This window comes from Paenibacillus sp. 2RAB27 (assembly GCF_052115445.1).
In the GTDB taxonomy this organism is placed as follows: Bacteria; Bacillota; Bacilli; order Paenibacillales; family NBRC-103111; genus Paenibacillus_E.
This window is the reverse complement of record NZ_JBFRGR010000016.1, coordinates 25688-39439: the sequence shown is the minus strand read 5'-3', so window position 1 is coordinate 39439 and position 13752 is coordinate 25688. Positions and strand designations below refer to the sequence as shown.

Genomic DNA, 13752 nt, shown 5'->3' with positions numbered 1-13752 from the left:
AACTTCTTGCTCTACATATCTAAGCATACAGCAAATCCCAAAATATTAATTCTGGAGGTACTACTATGGATGATTATTTTTTGGTTAAAGACGGTCGAATTGTACGCTGGGACGGGATAACACTGGGTGGAACCAAAATCCGAGCCGATGAGCTAGTCGAGTCATTTGGTCGTAAAGCTCTTGAGGAAATTGAACGTTTTGGTTTTTACAGCATAAAGAAAGCTTAACGATTTTTTGGAATAACAGTATCTCAATCAAAGCCGCGGATAACGTGGCTTTTTTATTATGACATAAGGTGACATATTCAAGGTTTATATTTGTTGTAGATCGACGAAAGGAGCAACTACTCTTGAAACGGAAAATAATTTTAGATTTGGCAGTAACGTTAGATGGGTATATCGAAGGGAAAAATGGAGAAGTTGATTGGTGCGTGATGGATCCTGAAATGGGGTTTGTCGATTTCCTAAACCAAATTGATACCATCTTGTATGGCCGGAAAAGCTATGATTTATGGGGACAATATACACCAGAGTTAGATCATGCGGATGCTGATAAAGAATTGTGGAGCTTAGTTCATAGTAAATATAAATATGTGTTTTCCAAGACACAAAAAGGTACTGATCATAAAGCCATCTACATCAATGATAATATTTTTGAAGAAGTAACGACATTAAAGAATAAGCCTGGCAAAGATATTTGGCTATATGGCGGAGCAAGTCTTATTACAACTTTTATCCATTTAGGACTTGTTGACGAGTTTAGATTGTCTGTTCATCCCGTTATTCTGGGAGAAGGTAAGCCGTTATTCGTTGATATTAAACAGAGGTTGAATTTACAACTAGTGCATACAAAAACGTTTTCATCTGGCGTTGTGCAACTCATCTATCATTGGAGTGGGAAATAAATAAAAAAATGTAGACTCTCAGTTAATTGCTAAGGGTCTACATTTTTAATTTCCAGAATTTACTTGCTACTTTATAACCATAAACGTATAGTAAGTATAATAATTGTGAACAACCCTATTTTAAAGGAGGAACAGTCTATGAAAATAAAAGAATCGGGAATTATTTTGTTTACAGAGAATTATGAGAAAGCAGTGGACTATTATGTAAACCAAATTGGATTAACATTACGATTGCAAAAAGATGATTTGTCATTTTTAGATTTTGGGAATAGTTACTTATTAATCGAAGGAAAGGGAGTAGCATCGCAGAGTGAAAAAACAAGAGCGCAAAGTTCCGTATGTTTAAGAATTGATGTTTATGATTTTGACCAAACCGTGTTTGAACTTAAGCAAAGAGGTGTGGATGTTGATGTAAAAAGATTTGATTGGGGGATCATTGGCGTCATTATTGATCCAGAGGGTAACAGGATAGAGATAAAGGATGGGAATATAAATTGAAAATTTTATCAATTAAGGGCTGCCGCGGGGTAGCTCTTTTTGTAATGTAATCAAGGTAGAACAAGTAGAACGGGAAACTTGCAAAAGTTCATGCTTTGAATTAAATCCATAATCTGGTAGTGTTATTTTATACAAAAATTAAGGCTAGCGAAGTAAATCTTCCTGCCTTTTTATTTTACTCAGGAGGACAATCTTGGAAAAACTAAATTCCCTAAACTACCCAGGAAAAATTTATCTCATTATCGTCCTGTGTGTTGCTACGTTAATTAGTTTAATCAGTGTCTATAACATCCAATCTCCGTCTGGAAATAGACTCTATTTATTTATCTTTTGGGATACATTTCTTGCATGGGTACCAGTAGGAATTGCCGTAATTCTAGATTTACTATTTTGTTATACCCGTAAGAAAATGCGTGCAGTATTATTCCTATTCGTGGGAGCTTCATGGTTTTTCTTCTTTCCCAATGCACCTTATCTTGTGACGGATTTACTTCATGTATTCGCGCGGTACAGCTTTGACCCTACTAAGCGATTTTGGGCAGATGTCGTGTTTTGGCAGCATTTATTTAGTATATTTACGATCGCTATACTAGGGCTTTTATTGGGATCAGTTTCGCTGTTTTCCGTGCAGAATTTGGTGAGAATAACATTTGGGGTTATTTCTAGCTGGATTTTTGTAATTTTCGTTCTCTTACTAAGTAGTTTTGGAATCTACATTGGCCGGTTCGTTCGATGGAATAGTTGGGACGTTATCATGCGACCAGGTTATATCTTGAATGAATTAGTTATCATGTTAACGGATAGAAGTAAGCTTTATCATATTTTCTTTTTCTGTAAGTTCATGTTTATGGTTTTAATCATTAGTTACGTACTGTTCTATGCCATAACAAGAGTTAGGAAATTATAGTTTAACTAACTGATTTTACGATAATATAACCCAGATACATACCAATAAAGAACAACCCGGAGGTTCAAAGTTTCATGATTGGTAAATCTAGTCGATCCACTTTTCGAACACGATTGGAGGAGATGGTCGCATCTCTGAGCCATAACATCGTAACGGGAAAACTGCAGCCCGGTGAGTACTTGCCATCCGAATTAATGCTTGCGGAGCAGTATAGTCTCAGTAAAAACTCGATCCGCTAAGGGTTGAATCAATTACTCGCACAAGAAATGATTGAAAAAGTGCCACGTGTCGACACTCGCGTAGTTGGAGCAGGGTTATGCGAGAAGTTGACTTTGAAGTTTGGGTATTACCCGACCCTTACGTTGGAAGGCTAATGAGACCGTTCACAAACGTTGGTAACCTGTATGTGCAGCCATTCACGTTTTCACCAATTATTTTGTGTTACAACAAAGCTCATTTCAGGGAAGCCAATCTGCCTGAGCCGGACAGCAGCTGGAATTGGGACGATGTGCAGCGTACTGCGCTTAACTTTTCGCAAAAACATGAGAGGTTGGGTTTATTTTTTCTTTAACACGTAGTGGAATTTCCTTTAAAAGCTCAGACCACGAAACGAAAACCGATTTGTCCCAAGTATATTCGATAAATTCCATCGTTGGTCGGAAACGGAATGTTTGCATGTAGCGTTCTACCATTTGGTTCGTTTCGCTGTGGCGCATACGTTTTGACAAGCGCTAAACCGAGAATTATTTGCTGATCTTGCATAATTGCTTCCTCCTCTTAGCTTAACGATTCGCATTTAATTCCAAGTTGATTATGGAACATTATGTAAAGTTCCCTCGTCTATAACATATAGGAATGACAGGGGGGACCAGAATGAAAAATAATTTTAGGAATAGTAAGCTTCTTGCGACTGGCTTGCTGCTGATACTGATTGGGAATGCATGTGGTAATCCTGCTGAAAATTCGATGTCATTGGAGAAACGACAAGTTACAGCGGACAAAGTTGATGGGCGAATCATTAAAGCAAGCAACGAGTTCGGCATGCAGCTCCATCGGCAACTGGTTCGAACAGAACAGGACAAGAAGAAAAACATTTTCATTTCGCCCACCAGCATTTCTTTGGCGCTTGCCATGTCTTACAACGGAAGTAAGGGGGAAACGCAAGCCTCAATGGCCAAAACGTTAGGCTGGCAAGGCATGTCCTTGGATGAAATAAATCGGGGGAACGAGATGCTCATCAACCTTCTGCAGCACTCGGGCAGCGGCGTTAAAGTGAACATTGCCAACTCACTTTGGTCACGAAAGGGAGCAGCGTTTCACATTGATTTCATGAAGACCCTTCAAAACTTTTATGACGCCAAAGTAGCTGAACTCGATTTCAACAGTCCCAAAGCGCCTGACACCATCAATGACTGGGTAAATAAGAATACCAACGGGAAAATTCCGCAGATAATTGACTCCATCAATCCCAAGGAAGTTTTGATCCTGATGAATGCGGTCTATTTCAATGGAGGGTGGAAAAAGGAATTCCAACTTTCTGGCACGAAAGAAGAAAGCTTCAAACTGCCTGATGGATCCACCAAACAAGTGCAGATGATGTCGCAATCAGGCACCTACGAATATTTGCAGGAAGAGGGATTTCAAGCCATTCGTTTGCCGTACGGACAGGGGCAGATGGATATGCTGATCATTCTTCCAGATGAATCGTCTTCACTTGATGCTCTTCACGATAAGCTTTGGGCAGATCCCGAGCGCTGGTACAAGTCATTCCAGTCGAGCCGAGGTGAAATCAAGCTTCCCCGTCTGAAGATCGACTATAGTGAAAAGCTTAAAGAACCTCTCATGGCTATGGGCATGACGCTGCCTTTTGACGAAGTTCATGCAGATTTTTCGGGCATGGCACCTGTTCCACCCAACCTTTTCATCAGTGCGATAACACACAAAACGTTCATCGAGGTCAATGAAAAAGGAACAGAGGCTGCAGCGGTCACTTCGGTACAGATGGCAGGGGCTTCCGCACCAATCGATGGACCGTTCCAGATGACGATAAACCGGCCGTTTTTCTTCGCGATTGAAGACCGCCAGACCGGGGCATGGCTTTTTGTAGGGTCCGTGGTTGAACCATGAGCACAAACTAAAATTGCAACGAGTTACTGCGCAAACAAACAGAATCATGATCAAAGCCTGGGCCTTCACACGCCGAGGCTTTTTGACATGTAGTCAAGCACTAAGTGGAAGAATGATGTTGATGTGACACCAAGAATGAATGGAGTCAGAATTTCATAAAATAGGGAAGCCATGATTTGGAAAGGAGCCTTATATGAATTTGTATGACCCTGCTAGGATTTCTCGCTCTACTATACCTGAGAATCAGGAATTTCCAATGTTAGCTCTTTCAAGCTGGGTTACCCCAGAAAACAAGTTTTATATTCGCAATCATTTCCCATATCCGGCATTGCCAATAAATGATTGGATGCTTAGTATAGTAGGATTTGTCCAACACCCAATTCATCTGAATTATCAAGCAATATTTCAATATCCTCAAATCACATTGCCAGTTACTATGGAGTGTTCAGGAAACAAAAGAGCGTATTTCCGGCCTAAAACCAGAGGGGTTCAATGGGAACAGGGGGCTGTAAGCCATGCGATCTGGACTGGAGTTTCTCTTAGAACTTTATTACAGGTAGCTGGAATTAGTCCAAATGCTCGTGAAGTTATATTCGAAGGAATGGATACAGGAGAACGAACGGACTTTCCAGGCACTTTCCGGTTTGCCCGAAGCCTCCCTATAGAGAAAGCTATGCATCCCGATACTCTGATTGCCCTTTACATGAACGGAAAACCTCTACCATACAAACATGGATATCCAGCAAGACTAATCGTTCCGAATTGGTATGGTATGGCTTCTGTCAAATGGCTCTACCGCATAGTAGCTACTGATCAAGAATTTAAAGGTCCTTTTCAAGACAATGATTATGTCGTGTACCGTTCTGAAGCAGATACTCAGCGTAGACCAGTTACATTAATGAAAGTGAATGCCGTAGTATCCCAGCCCACCGATCAAACAATTATGAGAAGAGGAATGCATATCATTACAGGTACAGCATGGTCAGGTCACGGATTTGTTAAAAAGGTAGAGATTAGTCTTGATCATGGAAAATCATGGAGCTTAGTGAGATGGCTTGATCCAGAGGAAAAGTACAGCTGGAGAAGGTGGGGGTGGGATTGGCATGTGCTTGTACCTGGAACATATCTTATTATGGTAAAGGCAACTGATGACAAGGATAATACCCAACCCCTTCAAGCGGAATGGAATGTGAAAGGTTATGAAAACAACTCAATGCCTCAAATTCAGGTCTATGTGGAGTGACCAGTATAGAGCAGCATAAGATTATGGACGAATCGTAACACGAGTATGAATGGGAACGAGCTGAGCGAGCTGAAGCACATCCTCGTTGTACATTCGGATGCAACCGTGACTAACTTCCCTTCCGATCGAAGAAGGATCATTGGTTCCGTGGATGCCGTAGTGTGGTTTAGATAGGCCCAACCAAAAGGCTCCGAATGGACCTCCGGGGTTAGGTTGTTTATTAATGATCGTATATTCGCCATTAGGTGTTTTTGTAACCATTTTGCCGATTCCAACCGGGAATGAGCGAGTAACCGTATTTCCATCAAGCAAATACAGATTACGGTCGGATAAATCGACGATAATCCGATAGTTTGGCATAAGTTTCGCCTCCTAAGCATTATTCTATGCATGCCTAGTTTCGGAAGTGATAGGAAGCGATTATCAGAGAAGCGCGAGGAAACAAAAAAACCTGAGCAAATTGCTCAGGTTCTTTCATATTGCATATATACAGACACGATGATATAATCGGTTTACGACTTTATTTACTTTCATGAACATAATTATTACATCCTACACTCTAAGTGTAACATGCCGGTAAAACACTTGTCAAATGTTTTTTATCACTCTATGGTTAGGAGAGATCTTGAATGAGTTTTTTGGTTCTCGGGTTTCAGGAAATGGAAAAAACGCAGCTTTCACTCGTTGGCGGAAAAGGTTTGAATTTAGGAGAACTATTTAAAATTGAAGGTCTGCAAGTCCCAGAGGGATTCGCTGTTACAACAGTTGGGTATCAAAGAGCTCTCGGTCAAAACGAATCGTATCATGCTTTGTTGGATCGCTTAACTACACTAAAAGTAGATGATCGTGATCAAATTGGTGAAATCAGTAAACAAATTCGACAGATCATCAAGGACTTAGAAATTCCATCTGATGTTGTCACAGCAGTTACTGACTATCTTTCCCAGTTCGGTGATGAACATGCGTATGCCGTGCGTTCTAGTGCGACCGCAGAAGATTTACCACATGCCTCTTTTGCTGGTCAACAAGACACCTATCTAAATATTATCGGCATCGATGCCATCTTACAGCATATTAGCCTATGTTGGGCCTCTTTATTTACGGATCGCGCGGTCATTTATCGGATGCAAAATGGATTTGACCACAGTCAAGTATATCTTGCCGTTATCGTTCAACGAATGGTTTTCCCGCAGGCTTCAGGGATTATGTTTACCGCGGATCCCATAACGTCTAATCGAAAGAGGCTATCCATAGATGCCAGTTATGGCCTGGGAGAAGCGTTGGTCTCAGGGTTGGTCTCTGCCGATGGTTATTCCGTACAAGATGGGGGAATCGTCAATAAGCGGATAGCAACCAAAAAATTGGCCATCTACGGAAGAAAAGAAGGCGGAACAGAAACCAAGCAGCTCGACCCTGATCAGCAAATATCTCAAACACTTACGGATCAACAAATTTTACAGCTAGCTCTTATTGGAAGACAGATCGAAACTTATTTTGGCAACCCACAAGATATTGAATGGTGTTTGGCTGATGATACATTTTATATTGTCCAGAGTAGGCCGATCACGACGTTATACCCGATCCCTGAAGCGAATGATCAAGAAAATCACGTCTATCTATCTGTCGGTCATCAACAAATGATGACAGATCCCATAAAACCACTGGGATTGTCTTTCTACCTGTTAATTACTCCTGCACCTATGCGTAAAGCTGGCGGGAGGTTGTTTATTGATGTTGCACCTAGGCTAGCTACACCTGTTGGTCGGGAAGCTTTATTAACTACCATCGGATCCGATCCGCTCATAAAAGGCGCACTCATGACCATCATAGAGCGAGATTTTATAAAACTATTACCAAATGATCCAACAGCACCACCAATGCCAGGCAGAAGTCATACAGATATGCTGGAACAAATTGAAAACAATCCGAACATCGTTTCTGATTTGATTCAGAGTAATCGCGCATCGGTAGAAGAGTTAAAACAAAACATCCAGACGAAATCAGGATTCCATGTCGTTGATTATATTCTGGAAGATATCCAGCAATTAAAGAAGATCTTATTTGACCCACTAAGTACGGCTGTGTTTATGACTGCCATAAATGCTTCATTATGGATCAATGAAAAAATGAACGAGTGGTTAGGTGAAAAAAACGCAGCAGATACACTTTCTCAATCGGTACCCTACAATATTACTTCAGAAATGGGTCTGGCATTAATGGGTGTTGCAGATGTGATTCGCCCTTATCCGGACGTCATTGCTTATTTACAGCATGTGAAAGATGATAACTTCTTGGATGAACTGGTTAAGTTCGAGGGTGGACAGGAAGCTCATGACGCAATCTATGCGTATCTCCATAAATATGGTATGCGATGCGCCGGAGAAATCGATATTTCTAAAACGCGTTGGAGTGAAAAACCAATTACACTGGTTCCCATGATTCTGGGTAACATCAAAGCTTTTGAGCCTAATGAAGGTCATCGAAAATTTGAACAAGGGCACCAGGAAGCTTTGGAAAAAGAACAAGAGTTATTAGCTCGAATACGCCAATTGCCGGATGGTGAACAAAAAGCTGAAGAGACAAAACGAATGATCCGCCGCATTCGGAATTTCATCGGTTATCGTGAATATCCCAAATACGGTTGGGTTAGCCGTTATTTCTTGTATAAGCAGGCTTTACTGAAAGAAGCCGAACAGCTCGTACAAGCAGGAGTCATTCTTGAAAAAGAAGATATCTTTTATCTCTTTTTTGAAGAGCTTCACGAAGTCGTACGCACAAACAAACTGGATTATCAGATCATCAGCAAACGTAAAGCCGAGTACAAATTATATGAAAAACTAACGCCACCGCGTGTTATTACGTCAGATGGTGAAATCATTTCGGGTACATACAACCGAGAAAATCTCCCCGCTGATGCGATAGTTGGATTACCTGTTTCTTCAGGCGTAATCGAAGGACGTGCACGTGTCATTTTAAATATGGAAGATGCAAATATAGAAGAAGGGGACATATTAGTCACGTCCTTTACTGATCCAGGCTGGACACCGTTGTTTGTATCCATTAAAGGACTCGTCACCGAAGTTGGTGGATTGATGACGCATGGCGCCGTTATCGCGCGTGAATATGGCTTGCCAGCTGTTGTTGGGGTGGAACATGCAACCAAACTGATTAAAGATGGGCAACGAATTCGCGTGAATGGAACAGAAGGGTATATTGAAATTATATAGGCAGTTAAAAACGATGCCCTTTGTGGGGGCATCGTTTTTATAACGAGAATTGATTAGAAGGAGATATACAATTCGTATCGAATACTCATAACGATGAATCCTAAGGACGTATTTGGTGATTTAACTTACTAAAGGTAGTTCAACTATGGGGTGGTGAACGTGGGCAGCACTTCGCTTAGGAAACGAATAGTCGCAACGCTGATATCGAGCTTTTTGGGATGTTCCATTTTAATGGCAGCGGTCTCGTACAATGCGATTGACACAATGCAGCAAAACAAAATCAAAACAAACATGGCCTTCGATTTGTACCAGCAATCTATGAAACTCACGCAAGTATATTACAATCTACTCCAGGTAACACAGCAAATGACTCCTCAAGGCAATGTCGGCAACCTCATGGATACCTATTTCTCCACAGACGATCTCTATAATAGACTTCAACTTTCACTAAGTGTATCAAATAATATCGGACTGATCTCATTCTCTAACCCAGCAATGGAACTAGTGATGTATTATAACCCAGAGGAGAAGCGCCCTCTTTATTCAAATCTGCCATTGCGTGAAGATTTCAGGATGCAATCTCTGCCTAATGTGTCTGGCAACGAGAGTATCAACTATCAATCGCCACATTTGTCACTTTGCAGGTTCAGCGATGATCAGGTCGTTTCGGTGACGAGAGAAATCACTTTTTCCGATGGAACGAAGCAAGTGATTTATGTCGAAGCCAAGTCTGAACTGGCGACTGACATTAGTAAACTTTCATCCAGTCTAAATTTACCGTATGTACTAGTGTTGAGTGATCAAGACGAGAGGGTGAAGTACAGCAGCAATCCAAGTGTTTTTTCACCCGGCCAGAACTTAGTTCTGGGAGGAAGTTCTGGTGTGACAGAAGGATACATATGGGATCAGCTAGTTAGCGATTACGGTTATCATATCGCACTAATGCTACCTGTAGAGAGCTATAACCACGAATTTTACACATGGAAAAATCATATGTTGTTAATATTAGGCATCGCTCTTATCATTCTTTTATCGATCGCTTTGCTGTTGCTGCGACTGATTAACAGGCCCTTGCGCGTATTCGAATCGGAAATGGTGGCACTCGGAAGAGGTCACATGGGCGCAATGCAATATCGAACAGGCATTTCCGAATTTGACAAGCTATTTGATCAGTTTAATAAAATGAAGCAACAAATTCAGCAATTGATTATCGATGTGGAACACAAGGAGAAACGACGGCATCAGTTGGAAATAGAAAAGCTCGCTTATCAGATTAACCCGCATTTTCTAATGAATACGCTTAATTCCGTACGTTGGCTGGCTATTATGCATCGGCAGCCTGAAATCGACAAGTTTGTATCCACGTTGATTTTTTTGCTTAGTTACAATTTAGGGAAGACCCAGGAAACGGCAACGCTCCGCACAGAAACCAAGGTCATGCGCGCCTATCTTGAACTGCAGCAGAAGCGCTATGATTTCCAAGTGAATTTGGATATTCCTGACGGAGACTATCTCGACAGTCCTGTCGCCAGATTTATCCTTCAACCGGTTGTAGAGAATGCCGTCTGTCATGGGCTTGATGAACACGGCAAGCTGGAGGTGCGCATTCAGCCAGACGAAATCGCTGGTGTCATCCAAATCATGATTCGCGATGATGGCAAAGGACTTAGCGAGGAGACGCTTGCGCTCCTACAGCGTGAATCACCTGATCAACAGCAGGGAGGCAGGGGGATCGGTCTACGATATGTGCGGTCGATGTTGGAATCCTTCTATGGTGATAGAGCACGTCTGCAAATTGACAGTACTCCGAATCAGGGTACAACCGTTATCATGTATCTCCCCTATTGAAAGGAGAAACAGATATGATCCGTGTTTTAATTGTCGATGATGATAAACTCGCGCGAAAAGGACTAATTTCCATCATGCCATGGTCTGAACATGGTATGCAGGTAGCTGGAGAAGCTGCGAATGGTGCAAAAGCCTTGGAATTTCTGGACCAGCATGCCGTGGATCTCATGTTTGTCGACATCTCTATGCCTGTGATGTCAGGAATAGAGCTGATACAAGCTGCACGAATCAAACACCCGAGTTTGCGTTCTGTGATGCTTACTTTTCATGAAGATTTTGAGACTGTGCAAGCAGCTTACCGGTTGGGCGTTCTCGATTATATTTCGAAAGTTCGCTTAGAGTTAGAAGATGACGAGCAAATTCTGGGCCGAATTCGGCATAAACTGGCTGACGAATTTCCACAGCACACAGGTAAAACCGCATCCACGACAACGGTGTCTGTTCAAACGAATCGTGTTGAGAATGAGAACAGTTTCCGAGAAGATGAGCAATGGCGCAAGCTCGAACAAGATTGGCACTCTCTATATTGGTTGTATAATGAGGCTGTTTTCCAATCTTTATGCACGCAAACGATAGAGTCGAATCGTTCAGTTCGCCGTCTAGAGGGGTTATTCATGCGAGTGATCTCACAAGTCGAGATCGCCGCTCAGCTAGATACGGGGTTCTGGTCTGAAATCGATGACATCCGGACAGCGGTGGAATGGATTCGCCGCTACCGAATTTTAATCTATTCGCAAGTAAGCAAGTCAACAGATTTAACGAAAACGATGATTTGCATGCTCAAGGCGGTTGTTTTCATTCACCAGCATACAGCCGAAACGCTGCATGCAGAAGATGTGGCCGAACATGTGAATATGAGTCGGAGCTATTTTTGCCAATGTTTTAAAAAGTCAACAGGCTCAACGTTCAACGACTATCTCCGGCAAGAGCGGATCCGTGCGGCTGAGCGGCTTTTATGCGAAACAAATCGGCCAGTGACATGGATTGCCAATGCTGTCGGTTATGGCGACTCCAAGTATTTTTCACAAATTTTTTACGAGCAGACGCGGTTGCTTCCATCGGAATTTCGGGCACAATTCAATGCCATAGGGAGAATTGATCACTGAATGTCGAACAAATCCCCCCCCTGAATCCATGAGTTCATCCTAAACACGAGACATCCTTCAGACTTTTTATCTAAACCTTGTATGTATAATAATGGTGAAAGGATATAAGGGAGGGATTAAGTTGAAAAGAAAACTTGTAAGCGTGCTCCTGACAACATTTCTGGTTTCAAGCTTGGCAGCTTGTACGTCTCCAAATGAAACAAAGGAGACGACCACCCCATCAACATCAGATGTGAAAGCTTCCGCATCACCAGAAGTGAAAGCGCCTTCAACGACAAGTTCAACACCAACAACTGGGGATGATGTAGCATTTGCCAGATTTCCGTCTCCCGTCGACGTTCATATCGGTATGGTTGTAGACCCAACAGACAAAACGTTGCCGCAAGGTGACAGTGTAGGTAATAACCAATATACCCGCTATCTGAAGGAGAAGTACAATATCAACATTATTGTTGACTGGACAGCAGCAACTGGCAATGACTATAAGCAGAAGGTTAGCCTATCCATTGCATCGGCCAAACTTCCGGACGGTATGGTCGTTGATGACCGTTCCTTTATGACAAAAGCCGCCAGTTCGGGATTACTGTACGATATCACCGATTCGTTCAACCAGTATGCTTCTTCGCAAGTAAAGGAAATTATGGCCAGCACACAAGGACGTGCGTTGGAAAACGCAAGCTTCAAAGGCAAAATGACATCACTCCCCAATATCACCGTGGATACCGATGGGGTTCACATCATGTGGATTCGCAAGGACTGGCTCGATAAACTGAATATGCCGGTGCCTAAGACAGTTGCAGACGTTGAGAAAACAGCTAAAGCTTTCATTGATAGCAAGCTTGGCGGAGATAAAACAATTGGTATTGCAGGTCCGTCAAAGAATACGTTCCCCTACGCTACTTTCCTCGTTTCGTCCAACAACATGGGTGGATTCGATCCGTTATTTGGCGCTTTGGATGCATATCCGGGCTATTGGCTGGATAATGGCAATGGATCGGTCACCTATGGAACAACTACGGACAATACGAAGAAGACACTTGCTTTACTGGCTGATTGGTATAAGAAGGGGCTCATTGACCCAGAAGTTGGGACACGTGATAACGTAGGGGATCCAATCAATGCGAACAAAGCGGGGATATTCTTTGGTCCGTGGTGGAATGGGGGATACGGAAATGGCGATTCCTTCAAAAACGACCCGAATGCCAATTGGCAAGCCTATCCTGTATATACCGATGATGGCAAATGGAACACCCATATGAAGACAACAGGCAGTACGTATACGCTCATTAGTAAAAACGCAAAACCAGACGTGGTCAAAGCTATTCTCATAATGAATAACGCGCTTGTTCGCGATGAGGCTACGTTCAATTTATCCGTCAATGTGGCCTGGTACCCACTTCGCAACGTAATGGCGGCAGCTAATGAAACCGAGTATGAATATACCGAGTTACTCAAAGTACTGAACGGGCAGAAGAAACCGGAAGATTACAATGTACCTAACAGCTTGTATAAGCTGATGTATGCGGATGCGAAGAAAGTACAAAACGTCATTAAGCCGCCCTACGATAATCTAAATGTCGGCAACTTCGACAAGACAAACTTCGGTGATTTCCAGCGTCTATATTCGCTTATGATTGGCGACCGTTCATTCTCAACAATTCCGATCAATAAAAAAGTGTTCAGTGTGACCTATAACCAAACACCGACAATGGAGACCAAATGGGCTAACTTGAAAAAGATGGAGGATGAGACTGTACTAAAAATCATCCTTGGCCAAGCGTCCATCGATACTTTTGATAAGTTTGTTAAAGATTGGAAGGCTCAGGGCGGGGATCAGATCACAGCGGAAGTAGCTGAACTTCTAAAAAAATAACATGTACAAACTTGCAAAA

General features: G+C 42.3%; 14 protein-coding genes. 12 read left to right on the top strand and 2 right to left on the bottom strand.

All coding sequences use genetic code 11. The annotated features are described in order from the left end of the window. Positions 1–65: 65 nt before the first annotated feature. The 6 genes from AB4114_RS20950 to AB4114_RS20925 all read left to right on the top strand — a co-directional run bounded on the left by AB4114_RS20950 (position 66) and on the right by AB4114_RS20925 (position 2880). A complete protein-coding gene (locus tag AB4114_RS20950; protein WP_441990187.1) occupies positions 66–227 on the top strand; it encodes a hypothetical protein in 162 nt (53 codons plus the stop codon). Positions 228–313: 86 nt separating this feature from the next. Further along, entirely contained in the window at positions 314–904 is a 591-nt protein-coding gene (locus AB4114_RS20945) for a dihydrofolate reductase family protein (protein ID WP_441990275.1), read from the top strand. 138 nt (positions 905–1042) lie between these two features. Then, complete coding sequence (locus AB4114_RS20940) at positions 1043–1402, top strand: VOC family protein (RefSeq protein WP_441990186.1); 360 nt, start codon at positions 1043–1045, stop codon at positions 1400–1402. 193 nt (positions 1403–1595) lie between these two features. Continuing rightward, positions 1596–2309: a DUF1361 domain-containing protein gene (locus AB4114_RS20935; protein WP_441990185.1), complete on the top strand. Its 714-nt coding sequence runs from the start codon at positions 1596–1598 to the stop codon at positions 2307–2309. A gap of 74 nt (positions 2310–2383) precedes the next feature. Continuing rightward, positions 2384–2548 (top strand): GntR family transcriptional regulator, encoded by a 165-nt coding sequence (locus tag AB4114_RS20930; RefSeq protein WP_441990184.1) that lies wholly within the window; start codon positions 2384–2386, stop codon positions 2546–2548. A gap of 77 nt (positions 2549–2625) precedes the next feature. After that, positions 2626–2880 (top strand): hypothetical protein, encoded by a 255-nt coding sequence (locus AB4114_RS20925; RefSeq protein WP_441990183.1) that lies wholly within the window; start codon positions 2626–2628, stop codon positions 2878–2880. A 26-nt stretch (positions 2881–2906) separates the two neighbouring features. Here AB4114_RS20925 and AB4114_RS20920 read toward each other — a convergent pair whose 3' ends face one another. After that, the gene (locus AB4114_RS20920; protein ID WP_441990182.1) at positions 2907–3071 is read right to left on the bottom strand and encodes a hypothetical protein; all 165 of its coding nucleotides are present in this window, start codon (positions 3069–3071) and stop codon (positions 2907–2909) included. Between the two features lie 111 nt (positions 3072–3182). Here AB4114_RS20920 and AB4114_RS20915 point away from each other — a divergent pair, with 111 nt between their 5' ends. Both AB4114_RS20915 and AB4114_RS20910 read left to right on the top strand, forming a co-directional pair. Next, positions 3183–4436: a serpin family protein gene (locus AB4114_RS20915; RefSeq protein ID WP_441990181.1), complete on the top strand. Its 1254-nt coding sequence runs from the start codon at positions 3183–3185 to the stop codon at positions 4434–4436. 193 nt (positions 4437–4629) lie between these two features. Continuing rightward, positions 4630–5679, top strand: a complete 1050-nt coding sequence (locus AB4114_RS20910) for a sulfite oxidase (protein WP_441990180.1) — start codon at positions 4630–4632, stop codon at positions 5677–5679. Positions 5680–5700: 21 nt separating this feature from the next. Here AB4114_RS20910 and AB4114_RS20905 read toward each other — a convergent pair whose 3' ends face one another. Next, positions 5701–6039 carry a L,D-transpeptidase gene (locus AB4114_RS20905; RefSeq protein ID WP_441990179.1) on the bottom strand — a complete coding sequence of 113 codons (339 nt, stop codon included), beginning with the start codon at positions 6037–6039 and terminating at the stop codon, positions 5701–5703. 269 nt (positions 6040–6308) lie between these two features. On the opposite strand from AB4114_RS20905, the gene ppsA reads away from it, so the two are divergent. From ppsA to AB4114_RS20885, 4 genes are all read left to right on the top strand, one after another. Next, a complete protein-coding gene (gene ppsA, locus AB4114_RS20900; RefSeq protein WP_441990178.1) occupies positions 6309–8906 on the top strand; it encodes a phosphoenolpyruvate synthase in 2598 nt (865 codons plus the stop codon). A gap of 231 nt (positions 8907–9137) precedes the next feature. Beyond that, positions 9138–10754 (top strand): sensor histidine kinase, encoded by a 1617-nt coding sequence (locus AB4114_RS20895; protein WP_441990177.1) that lies wholly within the window; start codon positions 9138–9140, stop codon positions 10752–10754. A gap of 14 nt (positions 10755–10768) precedes the next feature. Further along, positions 10769–11860 (top strand): response regulator transcription factor, encoded by a 1092-nt coding sequence (locus tag AB4114_RS20890; protein ID WP_441990176.1) that lies wholly within the window; start codon positions 10769–10771, stop codon positions 11858–11860. A 121-nt stretch (positions 11861–11981) separates the two neighbouring features. Further along, positions 11982–13733: an extracellular solute-binding protein gene (locus AB4114_RS20885; protein WP_441990175.1), complete on the top strand. Its 1752-nt coding sequence runs from the start codon at positions 11982–11984 to the stop codon at positions 13731–13733. Positions 13734–13752 lie beyond the last annotated feature (19 nt).

What these genes read in the sequence shown, in the direction of transcription:
- AB4114_RS20950 (WP_441990187.1), top strand. Translation starts at nt 66, where the DNA reads ATGGATGATTATTTTTTGGTTAAAGACGGTCGAATTGTACGCTGGGAC.
- AB4114_RS20890 (WP_441990176.1), top strand. Translation starts at nt 10,769, where the DNA reads ATGATCCGTGTTTTAATTGTCGATGATGATAAACTCGCGCGAAAAGGA.
- AB4114_RS20930 (WP_441990184.1), top strand. Translation starts at nt 2,384, where the DNA reads ATGATTGGTAAATCTAGTCGATCCACTTTTCGAACACGATTGGAGGAG.
- ppsA (WP_441990178.1), top strand. Translation starts at nt 6,309, where the DNA reads ATGAGTTTTTTGGTTCTCGGGTTTCAGGAAATGGAAAAAACGCAGCTT.
- AB4114_RS20925 (WP_441990183.1), top strand. Translation starts at nt 2,626, where the DNA reads ATGCGAGAAGTTGACTTTGAAGTTTGGGTATTACCCGACCCTTACGTT.
- AB4114_RS20940 (WP_441990186.1), top strand. Translation starts at nt 1,043, where the DNA reads ATGAAAATAAAAGAATCGGGAATTATTTTGTTTACAGAGAATTATGAG.
- AB4114_RS20905 (WP_441990179.1), bottom strand. Translation starts at nt 6,039, where the DNA reads ATGCCAAACTATCGGATTATCGTCGATTTATCCGACCGTAATCTGTAT.
- AB4114_RS20920 (WP_441990182.1), bottom strand. Translation starts at nt 3,071, where the DNA reads ATGCAAGATCAGCAAATAATTCTCGGTTTAGCGCTTGTCAAAACGTAT.
- AB4114_RS20895 (WP_441990177.1), top strand. Translation starts at nt 9,138, where the DNA reads ATGGCAGCGGTCTCGTACAATGCGATTGACACAATGCAGCAAAACAAA.
- AB4114_RS20910 (WP_441990180.1), top strand. Translation starts at nt 4,630, where the DNA reads ATGAATTTGTATGACCCTGCTAGGATTTCTCGCTCTACTATACCTGAG.
- AB4114_RS20915 (WP_441990181.1), top strand. Translation starts at nt 3,183, where the DNA reads ATGAAAAATAATTTTAGGAATAGTAAGCTTCTTGCGACTGGCTTGCTG.